The sequence below is a fragment of the Chryseobacterium sp. TB1-D10 genome (assembly GCF_059803555.1).
The window spans coordinates 201,602-228,197 of the sequence record NZ_JAPFHB010000005.1 but is presented as its reverse complement, the minus strand read 5'-3'; the positions used below and the strand labels follow the sequence as shown (position 1 = coordinate 228,197).

At 36.8% G+C, this 26,596-nt stretch carries 27 protein-coding genes; 16 read left to right on the top strand and 11 right to left on the bottom strand.

Going from position 1 to position 26,596, the window contains the following annotated elements; translation table 11 throughout:
- Nucleotides 1-323: 323 nt before the first annotated feature.
- Nucleotides 324-1,634: a ribosome biogenesis GTPase Der gene (der, locus tag OPU68_RS08985; RefSeq protein WP_063968339.1), complete on the bottom strand. Its 1,311-nt coding sequence runs from the start codon at nt 1,632-1,634 to the stop codon at nt 324-326.
- 396 nt (nt 1,635-2,030) lie between these two features.
- Between der and OPU68_RS08980 the strand changes: the two genes are divergently transcribed.
- The 4 genes from OPU68_RS08980 (at nt 2,031) to murA (ending at nt 5,088) form a co-directional block, all read left to right on the top strand.
- A complete protein-coding gene (locus OPU68_RS08980) occupies nt 2,031-2,492 on the top strand; it encodes a heme-binding domain-containing protein (protein WP_498473646.1) in 462 nt (153 codons plus the stop codon).
- Nucleotides 2,489-2,914, top strand: a complete 426-nt coding sequence (locus OPU68_RS08975) for a thiol-disulfide oxidoreductase DCC family protein (protein ID WP_498473645.1) — start codon at nt 2,489-2,491, stop codon at nt 2,912-2,914. The genes OPU68_RS08980 and OPU68_RS08975 overlap by 4 nt, the downstream gene beginning before the upstream one ends.
- A gap of 198 nt (nt 2,915-3,112) precedes the next feature.
- On the top strand, nt 3,113-3,775 hold the full coding sequence (locus tag OPU68_RS08970) for a DUF4290 domain-containing protein (RefSeq protein WP_498473644.1): 663 nt from the start codon (nt 3,113-3,115) through the stop codon (nt 3,773-3,775).
- The gene (murA, locus tag OPU68_RS08965) at nt 3,775-5,088 is read left to right on the top strand and encodes a UDP-N-acetylglucosamine 1-carboxyvinyltransferase (protein ID WP_498473643.1); all 1,314 of its coding nucleotides are present in this window, start codon (nt 3,775-3,777) and stop codon (nt 5,086-5,088) included. The genes OPU68_RS08970 and murA overlap by 1 nt, the downstream gene beginning before the upstream one ends.
- Before the next feature lie 62 nt (nt 5,089-5,150).
- On the opposite strand, the gene OPU68_RS08960 is transcribed toward murA, so the two are convergent.
- The 3 genes from OPU68_RS08960 to OPU68_RS08950 form a co-directional block, all read right to left on the bottom strand.
- The gene (locus OPU68_RS08960) at nt 5,151-5,462 is read right to left on the bottom strand and encodes an NIL domain-containing protein (protein WP_498473642.1); all 312 of its coding nucleotides are present in this window, start codon (nt 5,460-5,462) and stop codon (nt 5,151-5,153) included.
- A gap of 9 nt (nt 5,463-5,471) precedes the next feature.
- The gene (locus tag OPU68_RS08955) at nt 5,472-5,912 is read right to left on the bottom strand and encodes a DUF4395 domain-containing protein (protein ID WP_498473641.1); all 441 of its coding nucleotides are present in this window, start codon (nt 5,910-5,912) and stop codon (nt 5,472-5,474) included.
- 199 nt (nt 5,913-6,111) lie between these two features.
- Complete coding sequence (locus tag OPU68_RS08950; protein WP_498473640.1) at nt 6,112-6,738, bottom strand: YiiX/YebB-like N1pC/P60 family cysteine hydrolase; 627 nt, start codon at nt 6,736-6,738, stop codon at nt 6,112-6,114.
- Nucleotides 6,739-7,033: 295 nt separating this feature from the next.
- On the opposite strand from OPU68_RS08950, the gene OPU68_RS08945 reads away from it, so the two are divergent.
- Genes OPU68_RS08945 through proC form a run of 6 tightly spaced genes read left to right on the top strand, consistent with a single transcriptional unit; the run spans nt 7,034 to nt 11,810 of the window.
- A complete protein-coding gene (locus OPU68_RS08945; protein WP_498473639.1) occupies nt 7,034-8,236 on the top strand; it encodes a pyridoxal phosphate-dependent aminotransferase in 1,203 nt (400 codons plus the stop codon).
- A gap of 13 nt (nt 8,237-8,249) precedes the next feature.
- Complete coding sequence (locus OPU68_RS08940; RefSeq protein WP_498473638.1) at nt 8,250-8,696, top strand: hypothetical protein; 447 nt, start codon at nt 8,250-8,252, stop codon at nt 8,694-8,696.
- Complete coding sequence (gene murB, locus OPU68_RS08935) at nt 8,693-9,709, top strand: UDP-N-acetylmuramate dehydrogenase (protein WP_498473689.1); 1,017 nt, start codon at nt 8,693-8,695, stop codon at nt 9,707-9,709. Before OPU68_RS08940 ends, murB begins: the two co-directional genes overlap by 4 nt.
- 9 nt (nt 9,710-9,718) lie before the next feature.
- Nucleotides 9,719-10,420 carry a DsbA family oxidoreductase gene (locus tag OPU68_RS08930; protein WP_498473637.1) on the top strand — a complete coding sequence of 234 codons (702 nt, stop codon included), beginning with the start codon at nt 9,719-9,721 and terminating at the stop codon, nt 10,418-10,420.
- 20 nt (nt 10,421-10,440) lie between these two features.
- A complete protein-coding gene (locus OPU68_RS08925) occupies nt 10,441-10,947 on the top strand; it encodes a hypothetical protein (protein ID WP_498473636.1) in 507 nt (168 codons plus the stop codon).
- Between the two features lie 59 nt (nt 10,948-11,006).
- Nucleotides 11,007-11,810, top strand: a complete 804-nt coding sequence (gene proC, locus OPU68_RS08920; protein ID WP_498473635.1) for a pyrroline-5-carboxylate reductase — start codon at nt 11,007-11,009, stop codon at nt 11,808-11,810.
- Between the two features lie 13 nt (nt 11,811-11,823).
- Here proC and OPU68_RS08915 read toward each other — a convergent pair whose 3' ends face one another.
- The gene (locus tag OPU68_RS08915) at nt 11,824-12,267 is read right to left on the bottom strand and encodes a VanZ family protein (RefSeq protein ID WP_498473634.1); all 444 of its coding nucleotides are present in this window, start codon (nt 12,265-12,267) and stop codon (nt 11,824-11,826) included.
- 89 nt (nt 12,268-12,356) lie between these two features.
- On the opposite strand from OPU68_RS08915, the gene OPU68_RS08910 reads away from it, so the two are divergent.
- Nucleotides 12,357-14,558, top strand: coding sequence for a RelA/SpoT family protein (locus OPU68_RS08910; RefSeq protein WP_498473633.1), 2,202 nt, complete (start codon nt 12,357-12,359; stop codon nt 14,556-14,558).
- A gap of 263 nt (nt 14,559-14,821) precedes the next feature.
- On the opposite strand, the gene OPU68_RS08905 is transcribed toward OPU68_RS08910, so the two are convergent.
- Entirely contained in the window at nt 14,822-15,757 is a 936-nt protein-coding gene (locus tag OPU68_RS08905; protein ID WP_498473632.1) for a YihY/virulence factor BrkB family protein, read from the bottom strand.
- A gap of 30 nt (nt 15,758-15,787) precedes the next feature.
- Between OPU68_RS08905 and rlmH the strand changes: the two genes are divergently transcribed.
- Nucleotides 15,788-16,261 carry a 23S rRNA (pseudouridine(1915)-N(3))-methyltransferase RlmH gene (gene rlmH, locus OPU68_RS08900; protein WP_498473631.1) on the top strand — a complete coding sequence of 158 codons (474 nt, stop codon included), beginning with the start codon at nt 15,788-15,790 and terminating at the stop codon, nt 16,259-16,261.
- Between the two features lie 279 nt (nt 16,262-16,540).
- On the opposite strand, the gene OPU68_RS08895 is transcribed toward rlmH, so the two are convergent.
- From OPU68_RS08895 to OPU68_RS08880, 4 genes are all read right to left on the bottom strand, one after another.
- Nucleotides 16,541-17,494, bottom strand: a complete 954-nt coding sequence (locus OPU68_RS08895; protein ID WP_498473630.1) for a transketolase family protein — start codon at nt 17,492-17,494, stop codon at nt 16,541-16,543.
- 100 nt (nt 17,495-17,594) lie between these two features.
- Complete coding sequence (locus OPU68_RS08890) at nt 17,595-18,446, bottom strand: transketolase (RefSeq protein ID WP_498473629.1); 852 nt, start codon at nt 18,444-18,446, stop codon at nt 17,595-17,597.
- A 165-nt stretch (nt 18,447-18,611) separates the two neighbouring features.
- Nucleotides 18,612-18,908 (bottom strand): hypothetical protein, encoded by a 297-nt coding sequence (locus tag OPU68_RS08885; protein ID WP_498473628.1) that lies wholly within the window; start codon nt 18,906-18,908, stop codon nt 18,612-18,614.
- 287 nt (nt 18,909-19,195) lie between these two features.
- Nucleotides 19,196-20,143: a PhoH family protein gene (locus OPU68_RS08880; RefSeq protein WP_498473627.1), complete on the bottom strand. Its 948-nt coding sequence runs from the start codon at nt 20,141-20,143 to the stop codon at nt 19,196-19,198.
- Between the two features lie 101 nt (nt 20,144-20,244).
- Between OPU68_RS08880 and OPU68_RS08875 the strand changes: the two genes are divergently transcribed.
- Nucleotides 20,245-21,072, top strand: a complete 828-nt coding sequence (locus OPU68_RS08875; protein ID WP_498473626.1) for an SAM hydrolase/SAM-dependent halogenase family protein — start codon at nt 20,245-20,247, stop codon at nt 21,070-21,072.
- A gap of 51 nt (nt 21,073-21,123) precedes the next feature.
- On the opposite strand, the gene OPU68_RS08870 is transcribed toward OPU68_RS08875, so the two are convergent.
- Nucleotides 21,124-23,268, bottom strand: a complete 2,145-nt coding sequence (locus OPU68_RS08870) for a M12 family metallo-peptidase (RefSeq protein ID WP_498473625.1) — start codon at nt 23,266-23,268, stop codon at nt 21,124-21,126.
- Nucleotides 23,269-23,421: 153 nt separating this feature from the next.
- On the opposite strand from OPU68_RS08870, the gene OPU68_RS08865 reads away from it, so the two are divergent.
- The 3 genes from OPU68_RS08865 to gldG are packed head-to-tail and all read left to right on the top strand — an operon-like array spanning nt 23,422 to nt 26,460.
- Nucleotides 23,422-23,979: a CopD family protein gene (locus OPU68_RS08865; RefSeq protein ID WP_498473624.1), complete on the top strand. Its 558-nt coding sequence runs from the start codon at nt 23,422-23,424 to the stop codon at nt 23,977-23,979.
- 42 nt (nt 23,980-24,021) lie between these two features.
- Nucleotides 24,022-24,750: an ABC transporter permease gene (locus tag OPU68_RS08860; RefSeq protein ID WP_498473623.1), complete on the top strand. Its 729-nt coding sequence runs from the start codon at nt 24,022-24,024 to the stop codon at nt 24,748-24,750.
- A gap of 51 nt (nt 24,751-24,801) precedes the next feature.
- Nucleotides 24,802-26,460, top strand: a complete 1,659-nt coding sequence (gene gldG, locus OPU68_RS08855) for a gliding motility-associated ABC transporter substrate-binding protein GldG (RefSeq protein ID WP_498473622.1) — start codon at nt 24,802-24,804, stop codon at nt 26,458-26,460.
- Nucleotides 26,461-26,596 lie beyond the last annotated feature (136 nt).

Below are 26,596 nucleotides of genomic sequence, written 5' to 3'. Positions count from 1 at the left end.
GTGACGGGTCGCTCCTCTGGAGCTTTAACAATCCTGTTTAATTTTGTCTATTAACAGGTCGTCGCTCTGCGACTTCTAGAATAACTTTAGTTTTAAAAGTAATTTTTAAATGTTCAAAGATGATTGAAAACTTCAACCTAGCCCCGATAGCAGCGGCATCCTTTTTCTTTTTTTGTACTCAAGTTCGATTTGGACTGCAAATGTTCTGAAAAAGAAAAAGATATAGCGGATAGCGGGTGGGAATGGTGAATAGAAGCTGAAAAGTGATGCTCCTAAAAATTAAAAACCCTCTCAAAGTTTGAACTAAGAAAGGGTTTGAATTTTTATTTTTGTCTGAAGTAGATCTCGATTGGAACTCCGGTGAAACCAAAGTTTTTACGAAGTTGATTTTCAGTGAACCGCTTGTACGGCTCCTTCACATATTGCGGAAGGTTGCAGAAAAATACGAACTGTGGCGACGGCGTTGGCAACTGCACACAATATTTGATCTTGATGTATTTTCCTTTGTTGGATGGTGGCGGCATTGCTTCGAAGATTGGCAACATCACTTCATTCAGTTTGGAAGTTTTGATTTTCTTTTTACGGTCTTCGTAAACGACCATTGCCATTTCCACGGCTTTCAGAATTCTTTGTTTAGTCAAAGCGGAAACGAAAAGAATTGGAATATCATTGAACTGACCGATTTTGTCTCTAATGGATTGCTCGAAATCACGGATGGTGTTGGTATGTTTGTCCTCGATGAGATCCCATTTGTTCACAAGAATCACGATTCCTTTTCTGTTTTTCTGAGCTAGTCCGAAGATGTTCATATCCTGAGATTCCCAACCTTGCGTGGCATCCACCATCAAGATCACGACATCGGAATACTCGATGGAACGGATGGATCTCATTACAGAGTAGAACTCCAGATCCTCAGAAACTTTCGCTTTACGACGCATTCCGGCCGTGTCTACCAACACAAACTCGTGTCCGAATTTGTTGTACAACGTTTGAATACTATCTCTTGTAGTTCCGGCAACATCGGTTACGATATTTCTTTCAACATCTAGAAGTGCGTTTGTCATTGTAGATTTTCCTACGTTTGGACGACCAGCGATGGTAATTTTTGGCAAACCTTCGAATGGATCTTTATAATCCGTTGTAGGGAAATCTTTAACTACCTGATCCAGTAATTCTCCAGTTCCCGAACCTGTTGCTGAGGATAAAGTGAAATATTTTTCAATGCCTAATTGGTAAAATTCGGTTGCAGGAAGTTCTTCTTTGGAAGAATCCACTTTGTTGACTACCAAATATAAAGGCTTGTTTGATTTTCTTAATAATTCGAAGATCTCCTGATCTGTATCTGTAAGTCCATCATCAACGCTTACCATAAAGATGATAGAAGTTGCTTCGTCTACAGCCAACTGAACCTGCTTGCGGATTTCCACTTCGAAAACGTCGTCTGTTCCTACGTCATATCCACCTGTATCAATCACGGTAAAATCAACACCATTCCAGTCAGATTTTCCGTAATGACGGTCTCTGGTAACGCCGGCAGTAGAATCTACGATGGCTTCTCTTCTTTCTAATAATCGATTAAATAATGTGGATTTTCCTACGTTGGGACGCCCAACGATTGCGACAATATTTGACATAAATTTGTTTCTTGGTCTCAGCTCAGGTTAAGAATAATTGAGCGTAAGACTTGGTTAAGAATGGGTTACTTCGACTTTCGAAGCCCAAAATTTTTGCAAATGTACGAAAATTGTTGCTTGGTTTGGGTTTAAAATTGTGAGTTTCAGATTCAAAGTTTGGCCCTATTTAAATATTCTGAAATTTGAACGCAAAGCCCGCTAAGATCTTTTGTTATAATTGAAAATATGATTAAGGTTCGCAAAGGCGTAAAACTCATCAAAGATTTGAATCGCAAAACCGATTAACTTATAATTCTTATATATAAAATCACTGAACTTGAATCTTTTTACTTTTGCCTTGTTTCTTGATTTTTATTTTTGGACAAGATTTTGTTATATCAAATTTAAAATCAAACTATGAAAAAAGTATTAATTGTTCTTTTGGTTGCTTTTATAATGATTCAGTTTTTTCAAATTGATAAAGAGAATCCTGCAACCAATGATGGTATGGATTTTATTAAGATTAAAAACACACCGGAGCCGATCGCCAATATTATCAGAAATTCCTGTTACGATTGCCATTCCAACAAAACAGAATATCCTGCCTACAGTTACATTCAGCCAGCGGGTTGGCTTTTGAAAAACCATATCGATGAAGCGCGATTGGAACTTAATTTCTCTACATTTGCAACCTATGATTCCAAACGTCAAATCCATAAATTGGAGGAGGCTTCAGAATATGTAGAGCAAAAGAAAATGCCTTTGGAAAGTTATACACTAGGACATCCTGGTGCAAAACTGACCGATGAGCAACGAAAACAACTGGTCGATTATTTCAGAACGGTTCAAAAACAAATCCAGCAAGCCAACGCATTATGACAAACAAATTATCAGCCAGTTTCAAAGACAAAAACATCGTTTTCTATGACGGCGAATGTGGATTCTGCAACCATTGGGTGCAATGGATTTTGGAAAAAGATAAGAATGATAAATTTTTATTTTCATCATTACAGTCGGAATTTGGACAGAAATTTTTGAACGAAAGAAATCTTCCGAATCAGGTTTTTGACACACTTTACCTTTGGAAACCGAATAGTTTTTATTTGACAAAATATCAGGCAATACTGGAAATTGCTTCAGAAATTGGAGGGATTTATTCATTAGCTTCGATTGGGAAAATACTACCCAATGCGATTGGAAATCAATTCTACAATCTTGTCTCGCGTAACCGACAAAAATTGGCTTCCAACCAATGCTTCCTGCCAAGCGCCGAACAAAGGAAAAAGTTTATTGAAAAATAAATTTTAAATTAATGAAAGGCTTCGAGAACCTCAGCCTGACAGTGCAACCTTAAGGCTTTAAACTAATAAATCTAAAGTATAACCTGAGATTTATGAATCTTTTTTTGACTAATCAAGATTCATATTAATTAGGAAAAATTACATACTCGATTTTGATTTTCAAACTTTCAACCCGAAATGTTTTATATTTGCAATATTATGGATTATAATACCGACAGAACACAACTACTTATGCCCGAATATGGGCGCAACATACAGCAGCTGGTGGAGCATTGCAAAACCCTGCAAACCAAGGAAGAAAGAAATGAAATGGCGCTTGCTATCATCGAGTTTATGGGACAGAGAAACCCTCATTTGCGTGATGAAGAAAATTATAAGCACAAGCTTTGGGATCATCTTTTTATTCTTGCAGATCACAATCTGGATGTAGATTCTCCTTATCCTGTTCTTTCTGCAGATGACCTGATCACAAAACCCAGAAAAATGGATTATCCTTCGTTAGATAATGCTTACAAATTCTATGGGAAAAGCATTTTGCAACTGATAGAAAAAGCAATTGCTCTGGAAGAAGGCGACGAAAAAGAAGCCCTCACCCACGTGATTGCCAATAATATGAAAAAATCCTACAACGTTTACAACAAAGAACATGTACAGGATGATGTGATTTTCCGTCATTTGAAGGAACTATCAGATAACAAATTGGATTTGACAAGTCTGGAATCTCTGGAAAGAAGCAAAATCTATTACGCCGCCAACAGAAATAACAACAACCGGAATCCAAATAACAACAACAGAAACAACAACCAAAATAGTAACAACAGGAAAAACAATTTCCAAAACCATAAAAGCAATAGAAGATAATGAGTGATGCGTTCGAAATAAGAGGAGGAAAAAGATTAAGCGGAGAAATCACACCTCAAGGTGCGAAAAATGAAGCTTTACAAATCCTTTGTGCTGTTTTGCTTACCGAAGATGAGGTGCGAATCAGCAATATTCCGGATATTAAAGATGTCAACAAATTGATTGAGATCTTACAGGACTTTAATGTAAAAGTTACAAAAAACGGAAAAGGAGATTATACTTTTAAGGCAGATGAGGTTAATTTCGACTATATAAAATCCAAAGAATTCAAAAAAGACGGCGCAAAACTGAGAGGTTCTGTGATGATCTTGGGCCCAATGTTAGCCAGATTCGGTGAAGCTTATTTGCCAACACCTGGTGGAGACAAAATTGGAAGAAGACGTCTGGATACGCATTTCCAGGGATTTGTAGAATTGGGAGCAGAGTTTTCTTACGACGAGGACGAGGCTTTTTATTCTTTAAAAGCTAAAGAATTAACAGGAAAGTTCATTCTTTTAGAAGAAGCTTCCGTTACTGGAACTGCAAACATCGTGATGGCAGCAGTTTTGGCAAAAGGAAAAACAAGTATTTACAATGCCGCTTGCGAACCATATCTTCAGCAATTGTGTAAAATGCTGAACAGAATGGGCGCCAACATCACAGGAATCGGCTCTAACCTTTTGGTTGTAGAAGGCGTTGACAAATTGAACGGAACTGAACATAGAATGTTGCCAGATATGGTAGAAATCGGATCTTGGATCGGTTTGGCTGCAATGACGAAATCAGAAATTACTATCAAGGACGTCAACTGGAACGAGTTGGGCGTTATCCCAAACACTTTCCGAAAGTTGGGAATCCAACTGGAGCAGAGAGGCGATGATATTTATATTCCGTCTCAGGAAAATTATAAGATTCAGAAATTTATAGATGGTTCTATCCTTACGGTTTCAGATGCGCCTTGGCCAGGATTTACGCCGGATTTATTATCAATCATTTTGGTTGTAGCAACGCAGGCAAAAGGTTCTGTTTTGATACACCAAAAAATGTTCGAAAGCCGTTTGTTCTTCGTTGATAAATTGATTGATATGGGTGCGCAAATCATCCTTTGCGATCCGCACAGAGCGACAGTTATCGGAATGAATCAAGAAACGCCTTTGAGAGGAACGACAATGGTTTCGCCGGACATCAGAGCTGGAAACGCTTTGCTGATCGCGGCACTTTCCGCAGAAGGAAAATCAATCATCCAAAACATCGAACAGATCGATCGTGGCTACGAAAATATAGATGAAAGATTGAGAGCGATTGGCGCAGATATCAGAAGAATCGAACAGTAATTGCTATTTTTTAGTTGTCAGTAGACAGCTCATCATTTCAATATAAAATTAAAGGAAGCTCATTATGAAGCTTCCTTTGTTTGTTGTAGCACAGGTATTTTGCAACTCATCAATTTATATTCACCAAGATAATTTTCGATTTTATCGATTTCATCATCTGTAATTTTCAGAAGAAGTTTTACGTTGCCGAAGTTGTTTCCATTCAAATATTCGATATGTGCGTTGACAATTTTGTAAGTGATTTTGTAGTGGTTGTAAATCGTGTAAAGCAGAAGATCAAATCTGATCTTTCCATTCAGTTCTATTTCCAGAATAATTTCCTTTGCGGGCTTCGGAGCTAAATTGCTGCCAAAAGTTTCTTGTGTGTAAATCATAGTCATATCTTATTTTGGTGAATTGTTGAATTTGTTTTGAATCGGAACGATTAGAAAATTATAAATGTAGCATCCAATACAGACGTTGAAAACACTTTCCAAAGCAGCCAAAGCGATCAGCGTAATTCCAAGGAAAATCCCTATTTGGGAATCATAAGAAAATGCAATCAGGATTGTCATTACAAACCCCAACATCGCGGCAAATCTCTTCGGTCCTGCAAATACAGGTTTCTTTTCAAAATAGAGAAACTCGGAAACTTTCTTCGCTACGAAATAAAGAGGAGAAGCGAACAATCCCGTTGCACGAAGAGAAAAATCGCAAGCCAGAAAAACCAGCAGCCATTGCTGTTGAAAATGAATCCCAAAAACGGTGAGCAGAATCACTTGGTAAGCCACAAGCGAAACGACGTTCTCATCAACATAAATATTTTTATTAATTAATTTTCTCATAGCTCGTATTAAATTTTGAAATAAAAAAAGCTCTACCGAAAAGGGTAAAGCTTATACATATTCTCTCCTACCCAATGATTTACTTGGAGTTACACATTATGATTTGAGAGAATATGCGTATCATTTAATCTTAATTCTATTGCAAATATAGAAATTATTTAATTCCCACCAAATAAGTATGAATTAATTTTAAAAAATTTTATCTGAGTTCCCCGACTTTACTCAGTTTTTCAGAAGCGGCCAAACCGTTTGGATTACAGCCAGGTTCGCCTTCCGGAACTTTCAGGTTTTTATCCTGGTAGAATTTCTCCCAAAATGCATCGGTTTTCTTCGTTTTCGGATCGATAAAAGTCATTGGTTCCAATGTAAAAATCTGATTCTCACGAAACGCTCTTTCCACAAAATCTGAACAGTAATAAGAATTATCATCCAGAATATAATTGAAATTGTAAGGTTTTCCAAGCAAATTTTCAGCCGTTGAAACAGAATTTTGGATTGCATGATGGTATTCGGATTTCAAACGGTAAACATCAATTTTCTGTCCTTGTTTAGTCTGTTCTTTTAGAAAAGAATTGAGTTTTTGTTTCTGAGAACCGCCTTTTGGAGCAGCGTGAAGAACATATAGATGGTCGGATTCTTTCTTAACGATTCCAATATGATCGTATGAAGTTTTCTTTTCCGTTTGTGTCACATTGTTAATAGCACCCGACAATCCGGTTTCTACAGCTGGTACAAAAAGCAAATCTCCGTTTTCCAAAATAGAAGTATTATAAGTTTTACAACTTAATGTCAACACAAACAAAAAAAGTAAAACTGTATTTTTCATAGCGGCAAAGATAATTGAAGATTCAAATTACAGAAAGTATTTAATTGTTAATTTTTTGGGCAGCTTTTCCGCCTTCCGTTCCCAAACCTAACGAAGTGGTTCGACGAAGTCAATCTTTTTTGCCAAAGCTATTCCAGCCACAAAAAAAGGATTTCCACTCAAGTCGGGCTGCAGCTTCGCAAATAATCAAGATTTGTCATCAAATCACATTCTCTCGAATTTTAAAACTATCAACTCACAACCATCAACCGACAACCAAAAAATCACTATTTTTGTATCCCAAAGTCAATAAACAATGCCGAAAATATCACAACGTGCGCAACATATGCCTGCGTCTCCAGTTAGAAAATTAGTTCCGTTTGCGACAGCAGCAAAACAAAAAGGAATCAAAGTTTACCACCTTAATATTGGTCAGCCCGACATAGAAACGCCTGAAACAGCGTTGGAAGCCATTAGAAACAACCACCTGAAAATCTATGAATATGCACTTTCCGAAGGTAATCTGGAATACAGAACTGCACTGAGAGACTATTATCATTCTTTAGGTTTTACAGATCTGACGACTGATAATTTCATCGTGACAAACGGCGGTTCCGAAGCTTTGAACTTTGCTATTTCCACACTTTGTGATGATGGCGATGAGATCATCATTCCGGAACCTTATTACGCGAATTATAATGGTTTTGCAGGAACTTTCAACATCAATATCGTAGCAGTTCCTTCAACTATTGATACAGGCTTTGCCTTACCTTCTATCGAAGAATTTGAAAAAAGAATTACGGATAAAACCAGAGCAATTGTCATCTGTAATCCGGGAAATCCAACAGGATATTTGTACTCGAGAGATGAACTTGAACAATTAGCTGTGATCGCTAAAAAATACGATATCGTCATAATTTCCGACGAAGTTTACAGAGAATATGTTTACGACGGAGACAAACAAATCTCAATGTTTGAATTCCCGGAAGTTGCAGACAACGTAATCGTCATTGACTCAGAATCAAAAAGATACTCGATGTGTGGCGCCAGAATCGGCTGCCTAATTACACGTTCGAAAAAAATCCACGATGCTGCGATTCTTTTTGCCCAGGCAAGATTGAGTCCTGTTCTTTTGGGGCAAATTGCTGCAACTGCTGCTCATAAAAACGATGCAGAATATATTGCAAATGTAAGAGAAGAATATAAACAGCGCCGTGATCTTTTGGTAGGATTATTGAACGAAATACCCGGAGTGATCTGCCCAAAACCAAAAGGTGCATTTTATTGCGGCGTTGAATTGCCAGTAGATGATACCGAGAAATTTGCGCAATGGCTTCTGGAAAGTTATTCCAACAACAATGAAACAGTAATGGTTGCGCCAATGGGCGGTTTTTACAGCAATCCAGAACTTGGAAAAAAACAAGTAAGAATTGCATACGTTTTGAAACAGGAAGACCTGAAAAGAAGCGTGGAAATTTTGAAAGACGCCATTCAAAAGTACAATTCAGAATTTGCATAATATAAAATTAAAAATGATGAAAATATTAAAAATCGGATTTATCCTTTCCGCCTTATCTCTGTTCCTGATGAACTGTAAAACAGTGGCTCAGAATATGAAAATTGAATCGGTAACAATCAGAAACACTTACGGCAGAGGTGGGTTTACGTCTATCACAGCAAACAAAGATTCTCTGGCATCTTCTTCAGCGGGCGGACGAATGACAGATTTTCCAAATTTTAATAAGAAAATAAATATCAGCGACTGGAGCAAATTGGTTTCCGGAATCGATGTATCTCTGTTGGAGAAAACCCAAAGCGGGGAAAAACGCGGTCACTATGATGGTGCGGATCAGATTTTCACTATTGTAACAGATACAAAAGAATATGAATTTTACAACGTTCCCGCTGAATCCGCAGGTTACAAACAACTGGAAAAATTGAAAACAGAACTTAATAATCTGCTTCCTCAATATAAATAATGATACAGGAAAACGTTTCTCTCAAACCTTTCAACACATTTGGAGTAGATGTCTCTGCAAGATATTTTGCTGAGGTCAACTCGGCGGAAGAACTTATAGAAAATCTAAACCAAGCTAACCCTCAAACGCCCATACTCTTTTTAGGCGGCGGGAGCAATTTACTTTTGACAAAGGATTTTGACGGCTTAGTGATTAGATTAAATCTGAAAGGAATCACTGAGGAAATTATCAATGAAAATGAAATCCTGGTCATTGCAAAAGCCGGAGAAAACTGGCATCAATTTGTGATGTTTTGTCTGGAGAAAAATTATGGTGGATTGGAAAATCTATCATTGATTCCGGGAAACGTCGGTACTTCGCCAATGCAAAATATTGGTGCTTACGGAACAGAAATCAAAGACGTATTTGAAAGCTGCAAAGTTCTAAATCTTGAAACCCTCGAAATTGAAATTTTCGACCTTGAAAAATGTCGGTTTGGTTACAGAGATTCGATTTTCAAGCAGGAAGGAAAAGGGAAATATGTGATTTTGGAAGTCACTTTTAAGTTAACCAGAAAGGATCATAAAATTGATATTGAATACGGCGCAATAAAAACAGAACTTGATCTTTTGGGAATCTCAAATCCTACAATTCAAGACGTTTCGAAATCGGTTATTAATATTAGACAGAGCAAATTACCGGATCCAAAATTGACTGGAAATGCCGGAAGTTTTTTTAAAAACCCAACTATTCCACTCGCTCAATATGAAGCTTTAAAAGAAAAATTCGAAAACATTCCGGGTTATCCGAATGGCGATTTTGTGAAAGTTCCTGCTGGCTGGCTGATTGAACAATCCGGCTGGAAAGGCAAACAGATCGGAAATGTAGCTTCGCACAAATTGCAGGCTTTGGTTATTATCAACGCTACTGGAAACGCGACAGGCAAAGAGATTTTTGATTTTTCTACGATGATCATTGAATCTGTTAAAGAAAATTATGGAATTGAGCTGGAGCGGGAAGTGAATATTATCTAAAATAAAAAAATGAAAGTAGATATTTGGAGCGACACACGTTGTCCGTTTTGTTTCATCGGAAAAAGAAATTTCGAAAAAGCACTTCAGAACTTTTCTGAGAATGAAAATATTGAGGTCAATTGGCATTCTTTTCAACTCGACCCGAATATGAAAACTGATTTAACAAAAAATCATTACGAATATCTTTCCGAAGTCAAAGGTTTTCCGATGCCGCAAATATTGCAGATGCACGAAAACCTTATCCAATCCGGAAAAAATGCCGGAATTGATTTTAATTTTGATGAAGTGAAAGTTTCTAATTCTTTCAAGAGTCAAATGCTCGTTCAACTCTCCAAAGAAAAAGGAAAAGCCGACGAAATGGAAGAACTTCTATTCGAAGCTTATTTCAAATTAGGAAAAGATATTGATAACGTTGAAGTTTTGTCAGAAATTGGAAATAAAATTGGATTCACAAATGAAGAAATCCAAAATGCAGTAAAATCTGAAGAATTGTCAGAACTTGTAAATGATGATATTAATGAAGCTTCAAATCTTGGAATCCGAGGTGTTCCGCTTTTTGTCTTCAATCAAAAATATGCGATTTCTGGCGCACAACCAACGCATTTATTTTCGGAAGTTTTGGAAAAAAGCTGGTCAGAGTTTTCTGAATCAGATTCAGATTTAAAAATTATTGAAGAAGGCGATTCCTGCGAGATTGATGGAAATTGTTAATGCCTAAAGTACGCATATTAATGACTAAAGAAAATTCACTAATCCTGCTTATTTTACTTCTATTCCCAAATTTTATTTTGGCAAATGCAGGTTCTCCAATGATGTGGTTTGGATTTATACATTTAGTATGGATAAATGCTTTAATTGGCATTTATGAAAGTAAAATTTTAACTTCCAAATTCAATATTTCAAATAGAAAATGGCTTATTATTTTTGCTAATTATATTTCAATGTTCATTGGATTATATTTCATTGCCCCACATTTTTCTGAACTTAGTGGAAACACAGATTTTTGGGGAGGAAAAACTAGATTAGGAGAATATGAATTGGGTGGTTTTTTAATTGGAATGGGAATTTCCTTCATTGCCACTTTAATAATTGAATTTCCGTTTTACTTTTTAGCAATTAAACAAAAAACGAAAGATTGGCGTATAATTAAGCCTTTCATTTTCACAAATTTAACCACGAATGTAATAATGTTCATCATTTACTTCATAATTGTATCGTTCGGAGCAAAATGGAATTAAATGAATATACAGTTTTAAGTTTTGTAAGTAAGTAATTTTGATTAAACCAAAACACAAATATGAAAATTGCAGTTTTAGGAGCAGGAAATATGGGGATTTCGTTTTCAAGATCGTTCTTGAAATATGAATTGATAAAACCGCAAAACCTACACCTCATCACAAGAAGTGAAAATAAAAAAGATAAACTAAAGGAGTCTTTTCCTGATTCTGTGATTTCATCTTTTGATGGGATTAAAAACCTTGAAGCCGATTTAATTATCATCGCTGTGAAACCTCAGGATTTTGGATTTGTCGCTGAAAATTTACCTTTTGAAATTTCTGATAAATCTTTGGTTTTATCTATAATGGCGGGAATTTCTATTGAGAAAATTCAGAAATTACTGGATCACAAATTCGTCGTTCGTGCAATGCCAAATTCTCCTACTCTTCTGGGAATGGGAATAACAGGTTACACTGCAGCTGACGGAATTTCTTTCTCAGAATTAATGAATGTTGAGCGATTATTGAATTCTACAGGACGTTCTGTCTATTTGGAAGACGAGAGCCTTTTGGACGGCGTAACAGCACTTTCCGGAAGCGGGCCAGCATATTTCTATTACATCATCGATGCGATGATAAAAGCCGGAACAGAAATGGGAATAGATGAAAATCTGTCAAAACTATTTGTAAAACAAACGATGTTGGGCGCTTATCACCTCATTAACAATTCCGATAAATCTTTGGAAGAACTGATACGAGATGTCGCATCAAAAGGCGGAACAACCGAAGCTGCACTTAAAACCTTTGACGATAACGAATTGAAATCAATCCTGAAAAACGGAATATTAGCTGCGGAAAACCGCGCTAAGGAATTGAATAAATAGAATTTGATTGTTCTCAATTATTAGTTGATGGATTATTAAATTTGAAGGATTTGTAGATCCAAAAGCCGACTGCAACGCCGATGGTATTCAAAATAATATCATCGATATCAAACACGCCGAGTCTTGTGAAATATTGAAGACTTTCTATGAGAATAATTGCCGAGAGAAAATTGATGATTAAAGTTTTAAAATCATTAAATTTTGGAAAGGCAATTCCGAGAAATCCAAAAGGAATGAACATTAAAATATTTCCAAAAACATTAATAACAATCGTTTTCCAAGCTATCGTTTCCTTCACAAAACTAAAAGTCGAAATCAGCGGTGACAGCCTTACAATATTAATATCATATTGACTTCTCCCGAATCCGAAGAACATCAGATACACCAAGAAAACTGTGTAAAACGGAATCAGAATCTGATAAAATCTACGGAATAATATGTCATATTTTTCTTTCATCCATCAATTATTTCAAATAAATGCAGTACAAATATAGCTTGATAATGTGTATTAATTTTCTTATATTCGTTATGAGATAACATACAAAGATGATCTACGATTTAGAGAAAGAAAACAAGGAAATCCTTGCACGATATAAAGACCTCATTACCAATACGTACCGTACTTTGGATGAGGAACAGAATAAGCTCATCAGAAAGGCTTTTGATATTGCTTTGGACGCACACAAAGACCAGCGAAGAAAAACCGGCGAGCCATATATTTACCATCCTATTGAAGTGGCAAAAATTGTTGCTAATGAAGTTGGTTTAGGAGCAACAAGTATTGCCTGTGCCCTACTACACGATGTTATCGAAGATTCGGAATACACTTACGAAGATCTTAGCAAAATCTTCGGGAAAACCATTGCAGACATCGTCAGCGGATTGACGAAAATCTCTGTAATGAATCAGCAGAATATTTCGGTACAATCCGAAAACTACAGAAAATTATTACTGACACTTTCAGAAGACTTCCGTGTGATTCTTATAAAAATTGCGGATAGATTACACAATATGCGAACACTGGACAGCATGCATCCAGCCAAGCAGAAAAAAATAGCTTCGGAAACGGCTTATATTTATGCACCGCTAGCCCATAGATTTGGACTTTATTCCATCAAATCTGAATTGGAAGATCTATCTCTCAAATACAATAATCCTGATATTTATAATGAAATTCAAAGCAAATTAGAAACTGCGAAAGAAGTTCGTGAAAAATATGTGGAGGAATTTACCAAAGAAGTTTCTGAACAACTGAAGGAAGAAAATCTCAACTTCACAATCAAAGGTCGTGCAAAAGCAATCAGTTCCATTTATCGGAAAATGCAGAAGCAGAATGTGACTTTTGAGGAAGTTTATGATAATTATGCCATCAGAATTATTTATAAATCTGATCCCCGAAATGAGAAATTCCTGGCCTGGAAAATATATTCTATCGTAACAGATCTTTATCAAAGCAATCCTTCGCGAATGCGAGACTGGATTTCTCAACCAAGATCTACAGGCTACGAAAGTCTGCATCTTACGGTGATGGGTCCGGACAAAAAATGGATAGAGGTTCAAATCCGTTCGGAAAGAATGAACGAAATTGCAGAAAAAGGTGTTGCAGCACATTATAAATACAAAGAAGGTTACCGAAAAAATACCGATGATCAAAGATTTGAAAATTGGGTAACAGAGATCCGTGATGTTTTGGAACAACAGCAAAATCTGAGTACATCGGAACTCCTGGATAATATTAAACTCAATCTCTACTCTAAGGAGGTTTTCGTCTTCACACCAAAAGGCGAGATCAAAATCCTGCCGACTGGCGCAACAGCATTGGATTTTGCATTTTCTGTTCACTCAGATCTTGGAACGAAATGTCTTGGAGCGAAAATCAATGGAAAACTGGTTCCAATAAGCTATGTGCTTCAGAATGGTGATCAGATCGATATTCTTTCTTCTCAGAATCAAAAACCAAAACCGGACTGGCTGGATTTTGTAGTGACTTCAAAAGCCAAGTCTAAGATCAAAAATATCCTTAATTCTGAAAAAAATCTAAACACATCAGAAGGAAAAGAAATTCTGCAAAGGAAAATGCGCCACGCAAAACTGAATTTTTCGGAAGAAGAAATCAATGGTCTGCAGAAATCCCTGAACCTGAAAACTTCCCAGGATCTTTTCCTTGGGTTTCAAAACGGCACTTTTGACATTGGCGATATAAAACGCTATGCAGACGGCAAGAGTATTCTAAGCAATCTTTTCCAGCGTTTCCGAAAAACTTCTAACAAAGAAGAATTTGTAGAAAAAATAGATTCCAATCTGGATATGATCGTCTTTGGAAAAGATGAGGAAAAACTAAATTATTCTTTTGCGAAATGCTGCACTGTCATTCCCGGAGATAAGATTTTTGGTTTCATTACAATATCCGACGGAATCAAAATCCATAGTGACAGCTGCCCGAACGCCATCAACCTGAGAGCAAATTATGACTACAGAGTGCTGCAGGCGAAATGGGTGAATGCGGAAAGCTTCAAAAACAGGGTTAAAATCGAAATCGAAGGATTGGACAGAATGGGAATGATCAACGACATTACCGCGGTCATAAGCGGATCTATGAATATGGATATGAAGAGTATGAGCATTTCTTCTAATGACGGAATTTTTACAGGAAATATCAATCTGGAAGTCAAGAACAAAAGCCAGCTGGAAGAGACTTTCAAACAACTGAAAAGTATCAATGGGGTTTCTAAAGTGAAGCGAACTTAAAATACTGAGTCTAATCTTTTTAGTAGATATAAAAAACCCTTTCAACTGATTATTGAAAGGGTTTTTATTTTTAATCTCTTTTAGAAGCATTTTTCTTATCTCGTTTCGCTTCTTTTTTTTCTTTAGCTGTTTTTAGAGGTTCTTTTTTCACAGCCTTTTTTACGTCCTGACCTTTTGCCATATTCTTATATTTTTAGTTATAGTTCCTTTTAAGTAGTGTAAATATAACAATTTTTAGATTTAAAATTAAGATTAGACCAGAATTAAAAATCATTAATAGTCCGCATTTCGTCACGAACAATCTTTTCAAGTTTTACTTTTTTGATGGCAAGGTTCAGTTCATTTCCCATTAATACCAAAAATACATTCACATTTACCCAGACCATTACCAAAATAATGGAACCAATGGAGCCGTAAAGTACATTGTAACGCGCAATATTGGCTACATAAATTGCAAAAAGATAAGTGAGCAAAACAAACAAAACAGTCGTTAGAATTGCGCCTGGAAATGCTTCACGGATTCTTGTAATTTTCAGACAGCCAACCCAGTAAAAAAGTGCTAGCAAGACAAAATAAAACAATGGAAATGATACAAAACTGATAATCTTCGTCAGGTTTTTTGTAAACCACGTGATATCATAAGTTGGCGTATAAAGCTTCAAAACAACCTCACTATAATAGATTCCAAAAATTGACAGGCAAACCAAAGAAAGAAAACAAATCGTAACCAGCATTGCGAGAAGATATTCTTTCACAAAGGTTCTTGAGAGTTCTGTATTTCTATTAAAGCCATTAATCAAAGTAAAACAGCCGTTGGTCGCAAAAACAAAGGACAATAGGATCGTAAGATTGCTAATCGATTTCATATTCGGGATAATGCTTTCCTGAATGTAACTTGCCACGTCACTCTGCATGTGAGAAGGAAAAATCCGTGGCATCAGCACTTCGAAAATATAAAACTGAAGCTTGTCATAATGCGGCATAAAAGGCAAAACCGACAGAAAGAACAAAATCATCGGGAAAAGGCTAAGGAAAAAGTTCCACGAAATGCTCGCAGCCTGCCTTCCCAAAGGATTTTTGAAAATCGCATCGGAATAGATTGAGAACATCCGCCAGAGAGAAATCCCCAAATAAGGAATGTGAATATTGTCGAAGAAGTCTCTAATTTTCAGGAAAAAACGCTGTATTTTTTTTGCCATTCATTTATCTTTGCCCCACAAATATAGTAAATGCGTATTAATTTGATCTGTATTGGGAAAACGGATGACAAAGAAATCATCTCTCTCATCAAATATTATCTTCCCCGAATCCCAAAACACTGGAATTTTGAACTGATCGAAATCCCTGATATCAAGAATGCTAAAAACCTCACGCCGGATCAACTTAAAAAAGAGGAAGCAAAATCCTTCCTGAACCAAATTGAACCTACTGAACTCGTCATTATTCTAGACGAGAAAGGGAAACAGTTCACAAGCCGGGAATTCTCGGAAAAAATCGATTTCTGGATGGGAAGTTCTGTCAAAAAAATCAATTTCCTGGTCGGCGGTGCATATGGATTCTCGGAAGAAATCTATCAACGATCGAATGAAAAAATATCTTTATCCAAAATGACTTTTACCCATCAGATGATCCGCTTGTTTTTTGTGGAACAGATTTACAGAGCAGCGACAATTTTGCAGGGGAAACCTTATCATAATGACTGACGAAACTAAGTATAGCCTGAAAGGAAAAAATTAAAGCAATCATTGGTCAACTTCATTTAAATTTTATGATAAAAATTTGATTTGGATGACAAATCCCATAGCCCCGATAGTAACGGTTACCCCACAGCAAGCGTTGGGAAAAGCCTTGGTGCGAGGAGTAATAGTGGATAGCGGGAATTGCTCCTAAAAGCAATGGACGGAGTCAAATAGCTTCTTAAAATTCAGCAAACAAAAAATCCACCGGAAATGGTGGATTTTGTATGGTATAATTGTTGAGAATTATTTTGTTCTTTCTATGATCTTTTTCACTGCTTTTACGACAGCTTCTGCATCGATCTGGTATTTTTTCATCAATTCTGCTGGTGTTCCTGATTCTCCGAAAGTATCGTGAACGGCTACAAATTCTTGAGGTGTTGGTCTTCTTCTGGACAACATTCCAGCGATAGATTCGCCCAATCCGCCAAGGAAATTATGCTCTTCTGCTGAAACTAATTTTCCTGTTTTCTCTACAGATTTCAGGATAATCTCTTCGTCCAGAGGTTTGATTGTGTGGATATTGATAACCTCACAAGAGATGCCTTCTTTCTCCAATTCGTCTGCTGCCAATAATGATTCCCAAACCAAATGTCCGGTTGCAACGATGGTTACATCTGTTCCTTCTTGAAGCAAAATCCCTTTTCCGATCTCGAAAGGCATATCTTCCGGAATGAAAACGGGAACCACAGGACGGCCAAATCTAAGATAAACTGGACCTTCGTGCTCTGCTGCTGCCAAAGTTGCGGCTTTGGTCTGGTTATAATCGCAAGGATTGATCACCGTCATCCCGGGAAGCATTTTCATCATTCCGATGTCTTCCAAAACCTGGTGTGTTGCACCATCTTCTCCCAAAGTAACGCCGGCGTGAGATGCGGCAATTTTTACATTTTTATTAGAATATGCAATAGATTGACGGATCTGATCGTAAACTCTGGATGTTGCAAAGTTGGCGAAAGTTCCGGCGAAAGGAATCTTTCCGTTGATTGTAAGACCTGCTGCCAAGCCCATCATATTTGCTTCGGCAATACCAGTCTGGAAAAATCTTTCCGGTGCTTTTTCTATGAATTTCTCCATCTTCAGAGAGCCAATCAAATCTGCGCAAAGTGCGACAACATTTGGATTGGTGTCAGCTAATTCTGCCAAACCAGCTCCGAAGCCTGAACGTGTATCTTTTTTTTCTGTGTATGTATATTTCATTATTTTATAATTGATGGTTGAAAGGTGATAATTGATGAATGATAGTTGATAAATGACTATTTGTCTTGATTTTTAATTATTTATCACTGATAATTTATCATTAATAATCTGCTGGAGCTTCCAGATATAATTGTTTGAAAGCTGTATCCAACTGCTCGTCATTTGGTGCTTTTCCGTGCCAAGAGTGACTTCCCATCATATAATCTATTCCGCTTCCCATTTCCGTATGAAGTAAAATAGCGACTGGTTTTCCGTTTCCGGTTTCAGATTTTGCTTTGTTTAAGATTCCGATTACAGCTTCCAAATCATTGCCGTTTTTCTCTTCCAAAACCAACCATCCGAAGGCTTCTAATTTTCCTCTCAGATCTCCAAGTGACAGTACTACGTCTGTATCACCATCGATTTGTCTTCCGTTGTAATCTATTGTTGCAATGATGTTGTCAACTTTTTTAGCCGCCCCATACATCAAAGCTTCCCAATTTTGCCCTTCCTGCAACTCGCCGTCGCCATGAAGTGTGTAAACCAAAGAATCGTCGCCGTTTAGTTTTTTACCTTGTGCAGCGCCTAAAGCTACAGACAAACCTTGACCCAAAGATCCCGAAGCTACACGAATTCCGGGTAAACCTTCGTGTGTTGTCGGGTGACCTTGCAATCTTGAATTTAGTTTTCTGAAAGTGGATAATTCTGCGACCGGGAAAAATCCGAATCTTGCCAAAGTACTGTAAAATACGGGTGAAATATGCCCGTTGGAAAGGAAGAAAAGATCTTCGTCCTTGCCTTCCATCGTGAATGGTAATTTGTAATTTAAAATTTCGCCGTAAAGTGCCACGAAATATTCTGTGCACCCAAGAGAACCTCCCGGATGACCGCTGTTCACAGCGTGAACCATTCTAAGAATGTCTCTTCTGATCTGTGTCGAAAGGCTTTTCAACTCTTCAATAGATTTACTCATTTTTTTAGATTTACTTTGGTTGCGAAATTACTGAATTTTTGTGAGTAAATCCAAGTCGGAAATGACATTAGAAAAGACTTACTTGTTAACAATTAATAAAATCCAGAAATCAGACAAAAAAAACTCCAGTGTTACCACTGGAGTTCAATTTATATTCGAACAAATTTATTTCAGGTTAAAATTAAAACCTACGATTACAGCACCCACTGATTCTTTGCCCGCAATAGGACGATCATCATAGTATCTTCTGTCATATTCTCCAGAGATACTTTGGTAACCTACATACAATTCTCCAACAGGCATATTGTACATAAATTTTGGCAGGGCATATAAACCACCGTTTACATTTTCATTAGTAGAAATTCCATAACCAAGATCTAAACCTACGGCTATCGGAGCACCGGAAAATGAATATTTACCAGAAACAGCTACCGGAATGAATCCAAAGTCGTCTCCCTTCAATCTACCTCCAGGATAATCATAACTTTTACCTATAAAATGGGAATAACCAGTGGCTACACCAAGATCAAAACCTTTAGCAAGATTCCATCTATAAGCAGCATCCAGACCTAAAGTAAAGTCAGAATTTCCAGTTGTAGGAGCACCAATATGAGCACCTAATTTAAAACCTTACTGAGCTTGCGTAAAGCCAAAAACGGCAATCGCAGCAGCTAAAAAAATCTTTTTCATAGTTTATAAAATTAAATTTTCATACAAAGCTTACCAAGTTCTGTACCAAAAATTAATTTTTACTTTCTTTCTATGCTGTTATAAGCCATAATGATCTTCTTTACCACAGGATGTCTTACCACATCTTCTTCGGTAAGGTGCACAAATCCGATTTCTTCCACATCTTTCAGAATCGTCATCGATTCTTTGAGGCCGGACTGCTGGTTTTTCGGTAAATCTATTTGACTCGGATCGCCTGTGATGATGAATTTTGCATTCATTCCCATCCTTGTGAGGAACATTTTCATCTGAGAATGTGTGGTATTCTGGGCTTCATCCAGGATCACAAAAGCTTCATCCAAGGTTCTACCTCTCATAAATGCCAAAGGAGCAACCTCGATGATTCTTTTTTCCATATAGCCTTCCAGCTTTTCGTGAGGAATCATATCTCTCAAGGCGTCATATAATGGCTGCATATATGGATCCAGTTTTTCCTTGAGATCTCCCGGAAGAAAACCGAGACTTTCGCCAGCTTCCACAGCCGGTCTTGTCAAAATAATTCTTTTAACCTCCTTATCCCGAAGAGCTCTTACAGCTAAAGCAACACTGGTATAAGTTTTTCCTGTTCCGGCTGGACCGATTGCGAAAACCATATCTTTCTTCTCAGAAACTTTGACCAGTTTTTTCAGATTGGTTGTTTTAGCCTTAATCACTTTTCCGTTGACACCTTTTACAATGATATCCTGATCAAAGACCAATTGTTTTTCGGAATCGTCTTTCAGCTTGAGAAGAGACTCTAATTGTTTGATTTCTATAGAATTGTGTTTGGAAATATAATCCGAGACGTCGTCTAATTTTTTCTTAAGAAGATCTAAAGTTTCTCTGTTGCCCATTGCGAAGACAAAGTTGTCTCTTCCCGTGATCTTGAGTGTCGGAAAGCTGGATTTTATCAGATTGAAATTTTGATTCTGAACACCATAAAACGTTTTGGTGTTTATGCCTTCGAGTTCATAATTTATTTCGAACATATGTAATATTAGTGGTTAGTCTAACAAATATATGAATAGATTTGATATGATATTAGTCTTTAAAAATTGAATTATATTAAATTTGCAACAAATACCAGAATATGTCAGTCATTACACTCACTTCAGATTACGGACTTGTGGACCATCGTGTTGCAAGTATGAAAGGTAAAATCCTAAGCTGGAGCGAGGAAGTGAAAGTGGTTGATATTACGCATAACATTACGGCTTACAATCTTTTACAGACAGCCTACATTGTCCGAAATGCTTATAAATTTTTCCCGGAAGGCAGCATTCACATTATTGCTGTCGATAGCTTTTATCATAAATCCAGGAAAAACATTATTGCAAAAATTGATGGACATTATTTTATTTCAGCCGATAATGGCATCACGAGCCTCACATTCTTCGATATAAAACCGGAAGCTCTTTATGAAATAACTTTGAATAATCGTTTTGATGACAAAGTCATTTTTCCTGCAACTGAGATCTTTGTTCCTGCTGCAATGCATCTGTACAAAGGCGGATTGCCGGAAGTCATTGGGAGGAAAATCAAATCAATAAAAGACGTTTCTTTCCCAAGAGCAATTTACAATGAGCCTGAAAAAATGATCATTGGCGAAGTGATGTATATTGATAATTTCGGGAATGTGGTTTCTAATATCAGTCGGAAATTGTTTGAAAAATACGCTTCCATCTCTGAGAATTTCACTGTTAAATTTCGAAATATCGTTTCTTCAAAAATACTGGATCAATATACAGATGTTGTAACAGACTGGGAGAGAGAACAGGAATTTCACGGAAAATCATCGGTTATTTTTAATGATGCCGATCTGCTCGAAATCACAATCTATAAAGGTAGCGTTTTGAATGGCGCTTCTACCCTTTTCGGTATGAGTACCGGCGAAAAAATCTATGTAGAATTTGAATAAAAAAAAACCGACATTGATGTCGGTTTTATAATTATTGATTTTAAAGAATCATTATTGCTTGATCAGGTTTTTAGTAAAACTGTCATTTGCTGTTTTGATTTTCACAACATAGTTTCCGGTTTTAAGTCTGGAAACATCGAATGTATTTTTAGATAAACTTTCTGCATCAAATTGTTTTACCAATTTTCCGGAAATATCATACACCTCAACCGCTGTTATCTTATTAATTCCACTCAATGTGAACTGGTTTTTAACAGGATTCGGCGATAATGAGATATCTTTAGAATTAGTTACATCATCTACTGCAAGAACAGCACAACTAAGATTTGCTTTGAAACCTTTTGCAGTTACGCCACCATCGGAGCGGAAAGTAATCGTGATTGCACCACTTGCATGCGTCGATTGATATGAATTAGGAAGCGATGTTCCACTCAAATTACTAATAAATACAGGCGAGGATGCGAGTCCGTTTCTTATGGTTAAGAAATCATAACCTTCTTCAAGATCAAATTCTTGGAAAGTTATTTTTAATTTTTGATTAGAGCTGTCCGGATAAAATGTTTTGGTCCAATTTTCACCATCTGTATAATTTGCATTTGCACCGCCGGAATCTGTAATGGTCTTACCACACCAATCATCTTCGGTCAAGATAATTTGACTTTTTTGATAGGCATTGGAACAATCTATACCAACCTCTACTTTATAAAATGTGTTTGGACTTAAGCCAGTAATATTGATAATTTTCGTGCTTGTTGTACCAGATTTCACTACCGTTCCATCCATTTTGATGACTCTGTATTTCCATTGAGAGGATACCGCATCTGTAATCGTAGCTGTAACGCCAGTTTTTGTGATGTTACTTACCGCCAAAGTACTTACGGTAATAGTACAAGCTGTGATACAATCAGTTCCCAGACAAGCTTTGGAATCTACTGTCTGTCTTATCAATGCACCAGGTTGTTCGCCGAAACCTAATGACATATTAATCCCAACCGAATTTAGGTGGCAATAACTCATAATAGTTCCGCCAGCACTAGGAATTGGACCCACATTATCACAACCTTCTTCTGGGTAACCAGCCAATGCACCACAACCATCAATTGGTGTAGAATTTCCATTCCATGCACAGGCATGAGTATGAGGAGAACCCAATGCATGTCCCATCTCGTGCGTCATTGCCATAATAGTCCATGAATAAGTTGGAACATTATTATAAGTCATATTGATACCGGAATAGGCATATCTATTTGTAGAACATAGGGAATTAAGATAAGCTACACTCGTTGTGGAAGGATAATTAACCAAATGCGCAAGATCTCCGTCAAAAGTTGGACGGTTGCTTCTGAAAGCTGAAAGATTCTGGCTGTAGGTTCCTGTATAAGGATCTGCTGTTTCCCAAATGAAAACAGTTTTCAATGACATTTTCACGCCATCATTCACATACAAAGTATTGATGTTATTGTGAACCGCCGAAATCCAGTTTGTAGTTGCAGAAACAGAAGAACCATTTTGCTGAAAAGGGTTATTACAAACTTCATAATAAACCCTTACACAAGAATTTGTTACCTGCGGTGATTTGGAAAAAGGTTTGTAATTGATTTTTTGTTTTTCATTCTCCATCATTTCGTCAGCAGCACAAACGAATGGGTTTTTACCCGTCAATTTTTGATCATTATAAACCACAAAATCTTCTGAATTAATGGCCTTTCCTAAAGTCACATTTCCAATATTAGGCGCAGACGCAACGCCTATTACATCATTATCAAAGAAACTAAATGCAACAACAGATCTGTTATCTCCTTTAATAATTCCGCGGTAGAAAACACCTTTCTTATAATCTGTAACCACTTTTTTATTGGTTTCAACTTTGAAATCGTTGGAGTAGATATCTACTTTTACCATTTCAACAGTCAACTCTCTGTCTTCAAATGGGAAAGTCATTTCGACAGCTTCCGGTCGTTCGGAAATTATATTTGAAAGCTTTCTTGAATCTAACTTCAAAACTCTAGCATCTTTTGCAGCTTTCTCATAAGAGGCTTGCTTTCCACTATTATCCAAACTAAAAAGACTTACAGATTGGAAGGCAACCTTTTGAGCGTGATAATCATTGACTTCTTTAGCAATTGGCTTTAATGATTGGGCAATTCCCAAAACACCAAAAAGCATTAACACAAATAATTGTAATTTTTTCAACATACTTTACTTTTTAAATATTTATTACAAAATAAGCATTTTTAATTTTAAATCACTAAAAATACATCAAATTTAACATCAATAATTTATAAGTGATCGCATACATTCCCTATTTTATCTTCTACCAATAAAAAGTATCTTTGCAAAAAATTACCAATGCTTTATTCCATTATCAAAGCGATTCACATTATTTTCATGGTAAGTTACTTTGCCGGGATTTTCTATTTGGTAAGACTTTTTGTTTACTATAAGGACACGGATGGTTTTGATGAAGTAAAACAGCAGATTCTAAGAAATCAATATATTTTTATGGCTGTCAGACTTTGGAATATCATTACCGTTCCTGCAGGAATTTTGATGCTGCTTTCCGGACTGACAATGATTTTTCTGAATTCAGGACTGATGAAAACGCCTTGGTTTCATTTGAAACTAACATTTTTGGTTGGGCTTGGAATTTACCATTTCTGGTGCTGGAAAAAAGTAAAAGAACTCAAAAAACTAAATGGCAGCATTTTACCAACGAGTAATATCAAACTCCGTCAGTTTAATGAGATTGCAACCTTCATTTTATTTGCCGTCGTATTTACAGTAATCCTCAAATATTACGTTATAGAATATTGGTGGCATCTGCTTTTAGGATTCTTCGGAATTATATTTTTGATTACTTCAATTGTAAAATTGGTCAATCGAAACAAAATTAAAAATCAGGATTAAAAAACTAAAAATCATCTAACTTTAATATTTTCAAATTAATATATGATCGCAATATTCAAAAAAGAACTTTGGAACTTTTTCGGAAACTGGAGCGCGTGGATTATCATTGGCGCATTCAGTATTATTTCTGTGCTTTTCCTTTTCTTCTTCGAGAATGATTTTAATATTTTCGATATCGGAAGCGCTTCTATACAAAGTTTTTTTGTGCTCTCGCCGTGGCTTTTTATGTTCATCATTCCGGCAATCAGTATGAGAACTTTGGCAGAGGAACAACAATCAGGAACTTTATATTGGCTTTTTTCTCAACCAGTAAAAATTACGGAAATCATTGGCGGAAAATTTCTATCCGTTTGGTTAGTTGGAATTTTATGTCTTTTACCTTCGTTGGTTTATTATTATACAGTTTATGTCTTAGGCGTTCCGGAAGGGAATATTGACGGAAGTATGACTTTCGGAAGTTACATCGGATTGATTATTCTGATTGCCGCATTTTCCGCAGTTGGGATTTTGGCTTCATCACTTTCTTCAAGTCAAATTACAGCCTATTTGTTAGGCGTTTTCATTTGTTTCATTTCTTATTTCGGAATCGAGCAATTGGCGAGTTATAAATTGTTGGGAAGTGCAGATTATATTTTGCAGAATATCGGATTTTACCAGCATTTCTTAGCGTTTACAAGAGGACAAATTGATACAAGAGACGTTTGCTATTTCCTATTCGTCATATTTATAGGATTAGGATTGGCGAGTTGGTTTGTCTGGAGAAAGAAATAAGGAAAGATTCAAGATTAAAGTAAAAAGATTCAAAAATTCATTATCATTAAGATGAATAAAAAAAATAAAATCACACTTATCATTATAGCGGTTCTTCTGATCATCGGGATGAGCGGATTGGTTTACAAACGTTTCGATCTCACGGCGGAAAAACGCTATACACTTTCGGATTCTACGATTAAAGTTTTGGAAAATGTGAACAAACCGATGACCATCGAAGTCTATCTGGATGGCGATTTTCCGGCTTCCTTCAAGCAGCTTCAGAATGAAACCAAATTTATGCTGGACGAGTTCCGAAAGATTAATCCGAAAATCGATTACAAGTTCCGTGATCCTATTGCAGAGAAAATTCCGCAGGATACATTGGCAGGAATGGGAATGCAGCCCTCCATCCTTCCGGATATGAAAGAAGGAAAAATCTCGGAAATTGTGATGTTTCCGTATGCGGCGATCAAATATAATGGCTACGGAACGGCTGTTCCGCTTATCATCCAGCAATCTGGAATCGATGCAAACACACAACTGAGCAAATCAATCGAAAGTCTTGAATATAATTTCGTCTCAACCATCAAAGGTTTGACTGAAGAAACTGCCAAGAATGTTGGATTTCTAGTTAATCAACAGGAGTTAAGTCCGGACGAATTCCAGGGATTTCTGGACGTTGCAATGGAAAATTACAACGTTGGCCCAATCATTCCGGAAAATAAAACCGAACTTTCACTCGCCGATGTTCCAAAGTTGAAACAAATGGATGCGCTTGTGATTGCAAAACCAAGAAAAGCTTTTACCGATAACGAAAAAGTAATTCTGGATCAATACATTATGAACGGCGGAAAAACACTTTGGATGATAGACGCTGTGAATGCAGAAATGGACACGCTTTTTCAGGCGAAAAAAATAATGGCTTATCCTATTGACCTTAATCTGACCGATTTTATGTTCAATTATGGTTTGAGGATCAATCCGGCTTTAACGAAGGATATGAAGAAATCTGCGTTGATCAGAATTGTTTCCGGTGAAGTGGCTGGAAATCCGCAATACAGCAGTTTTCTCTGGCCTTATTTCCCATTGGGAATTGCTGAAACCAAAAATCCGATCACCAAAAATATCAATCCTGTAAAATTTGAATTTCCGACATCCATAGACACTTTAGGAAGAAAAAATATCAAAACCAGAGTCCTTTTTGAATCGAGTGAAAGAACGATCAGCAAAACCGTTCCGAATTATGTTGCCTTGTCGGAAATCGTCCGTGCTGACAGTATTGGAGAAATGGAACGTCCTACGCCGCCGAAGATTTTCGCAGTGGCTCTGGAAGGAAAATTTACCTCAGCATATGCGACAAGAAGCGAGAAAAATGCTTATCCCGGCTTCAAAGCTAAAAGTCCCGAAAATAAAATGCTCGTGATTGCAGATGGTGACATCGCCAGAAATCAGCTCTGGAAAGGAAAACCGCTTCCTTTGGGCGAAGATTTGCTTACCAAAGAACATTATGGAAACGCGCAATTCCTCAGAAATGCCCTGGATTATCTTTTGGATGACAGCAATCTGATGGAACTCCGAAACAGAACAATTGAAATCCGTTTGCTTGACAGAGAAAGAGTAGACGCAGAAAGATCAAAATGGCAATGGATCAATTTACTTTTGCCTTTTGGGATTTTGGGAATTTTGGGCGCAGGATTCTATTTTATTAGAAAGAAAAGATTTTCTTAAAACAAACATATAAATGAACACAAAGTTCTTTTAGTAAAATATATTTTTTTAAGTCTCACAAAGGCGCTTTGCTCATAAAAGTAAAAATCTTTGTTAAGTTTTACGCCTTTGTGAAACTTGTAACATAATAATTGGA